At 70.4% G+C, this 2,259-nt stretch carries 4 protein-coding genes; all 4 read left to right on the top strand.

Annotated features, from left to right (window positions below):
- The first annotated feature begins 225 nt into the window (after positions 1 to 225).
- Positions 226 to 1,104, top strand: coding sequence for an MBL fold metallo-hydrolase (locus IT40_RS26295; RefSeq protein WP_036761448.1), 879 nt, complete (start codon positions 226 to 228; stop codon positions 1,102 to 1,104).
- A 12-nt stretch (positions 1,105 to 1,116) separates the two neighbouring features.
- Entirely contained in the window at positions 1,117 to 1,440 is a 324-nt protein-coding gene (locus IT40_RS29820; RefSeq protein ID WP_084197492.1) for a YgaP family membrane protein, read from the top strand.
- Positions 1,437 to 1,856, top strand: coding sequence for a YeeE/YedE family protein (locus tag IT40_RS26285; protein ID WP_036761444.1), 420 nt, complete (start codon positions 1,437 to 1,439; stop codon positions 1,854 to 1,856). Before IT40_RS29820 ends, IT40_RS26285 begins: the two co-directional genes overlap by 4 nt.
- 1 nt (position 1,857) lies before the next feature.
- A partial coding sequence (locus IT40_RS26280) for a DUF6691 family protein (RefSeq protein WP_036761442.1) occupies positions 1,858 to 2,259 on the top strand: 402 nt, incomplete at its 3' end.

Below are 2,259 nucleotides of genomic sequence, written 5' to 3'. Positions count from 1 at the left end.
GCTCGCCACCCTTGCATATATTCGCATACTCGAATATCTCATGGATGAAGGACAGTTTGCGCGCAGGAGGAGTATCCGATGAGCCATGCCCCGACCTCGACCTCGACGCCCGGCCAGGGCGCGGCCCCTGATCGTGATTCCCCTGATCGTGATTCCGGCCCCGGCCGGGCCGCCGATCCGCATTCCGATCCTGGCCCCGGTTCTGGCGCAGGCGCAGGCGCGGCCCTGGCGGCTGCGCCGGAGGTGACGGGGTTTTACGAGGCGCGGACCGGCTCGGTGCAATATGTGGTGGCCGATCCGGCGACCGGCCAATGCGCCGTCGTCGACCCGGTGCTGGACTATGACGAGAAATCCGGCGCCACCGCCACCATCGAGGCCGACCGCATCCTCGCCTTCATCGCCGAGCGCGGCTACAGGCTGGAATGGATCCTCGACACCCATCCCCATGCCGACCATTTCTCGGCCGCCGACTACCTCAAGCACAAGACCGGCGCCGCCACCGCCATCGGCGAGAAGGTGGTCGAGGTGCAGAAACTGTGGAAGGAATTCTATAACTGGCCGGACTTCCCCGCCGACGGCTCGCAATGGGACCGGCTCTTTGCCGAGGGCGAGACCTTCCGCCTCGGCTCGATCCCGGCGCGGGTGCTGTTCTCGCCCGGCCATACCCTGGCCTCGATCTCCTATGTGATCGGCGACGCGGCCTTCGTGCACGACACGCTGTTCATGCCCGACAGCGGCACGGCGCGGGCGGATTTCCCCGGCGGCGACGCGCATGCGCTGTGGCGCTCGATCCAGGAGATCCTGGCCCTGCCCGAGGCGACGCGGGTCTTCACCGGCCACGACTATTGCCAGGGCGGGCGGGCGCCGGCCTGGGAATCGACCGTGGCCGAGCAGAAGGCGCGCAACAGCCACATGGCGCAATACCTGACCGAGGCCGAGTTCGTCGCCGCGCGGCAGGCGCGCGACCGCACCCTGCCGATGCCCAAGCTGATCCTGCATGCGCTGCAGGTCAACACCAATGCCGGCCGGCTGCCCGCGCCGGAGGCGAACGGTCGGCGCTACCTGAAGATCCCGCTTGACCTGCTGCAGGCGCCCTGGGACTGAGGAGGAGGAAGGATGCGGATCAATATCGCAGGCACCGAGCGGGTGCTGCGGCTGGTGCTGGGCCTCGGCCTGGTTCTGCTGGCCTTGCTGGCCGGGCTTTCGCCGGCGTGGAGCTGGGCGGCGGCGGTTGCCGGGCTGGTGCTGCTGGCGACCGCGGCGCTGCGCTTCTGCCCGGTCTGGGCGCTGCTGGGCATCGGCCGCGGGCCGGAAGGCGGCGGTTCCGAAGGCGGCTCTGAAGGCGAAGGCGCGGATCGTCGGGACGGGGACCGCGAGGACGGGGACCGCGAGGACGGGGATCGCGAAAACGGGGATCGTCGGGACGGAGGCGGGGCATGACCGAATTCACCCCTGTGCAATCGCTGCTGGGCGGCGGGTTGATCGGGCTGGCGGCGGTGCTGCTGATGGCGCTGCACGGCCGCATCGCCGGCATGACCGGGATCCTGGCCGGGGCGCTGGCGCCGGGCGGCGGCTGGCGGCTGGCCTTCCTGGCCGGCGCGGTGGCGGCGCCCTTGCTGCTGGTGCGGCTGGGCGGGGTCGAGATCGGCTTCGACAGCCCGGTGCCGCTGGGCTGGACGGCGCTCAGCGGGCTGCTGGTCGGGATCGGGGTCAGCTATGGCGGCGGCTGCACCTCGGGCCACGGGGTCTGCGGGCTGGCGCGGCTGTCGGCGCGGTCGCTGGTGGCGACGCTGAGCTTCATGCTGGCGACCGGGGCGACGGTCTATGCGGTGCGCCATCTTGCGGGAGGGTTCTGAGATGGTCTTGCTGTCGGCCTTGCTGGTCGGGTTGGTCTTTGGCGCGGGGATTGCGGTCTCGGGCATGGCCAACCCTGCGAAGGTTCTGAATTTCTTCGACATTGCCGGGGCCTGGGATCCGTCCCTGGCCTTCGTGATGGGCGGTGCGCTGCTGGTGGCCTATCCGGGCTACCGGCTGGTGTTGCGCCGGCCGGCGCCGGTGCTGGCGCTGCGCTTCCACCTGCCCGAGCGGCGCGACATCGACGCCGGGCTGGTCGGGGGTTCGGCGCTGTTCGGCCTGGGCTGGGGGCTGTCGGGCTTCTGCCCCGGCGGCGCCATCCCCGCCATCGGCCTCATCCGCCCCGAACCCGTCCTCTTCACCGCAACAATGGCCGCCGGAATCGCAATGGTCAAAATCGGGCAG

This window comes from Paracoccus versutus, assembly GCF_000763885.1.
In the GTDB taxonomy this organism is placed as follows: Bacteria; Pseudomonadota; Alphaproteobacteria; order Rhodobacterales; family Rhodobacteraceae; genus Paracoccus; species Paracoccus versutus.
The sequence above is the reverse complement of the archived record's forward strand: the minus strand, read 5'-3'. Positions and strand labels throughout refer to the sequence as shown.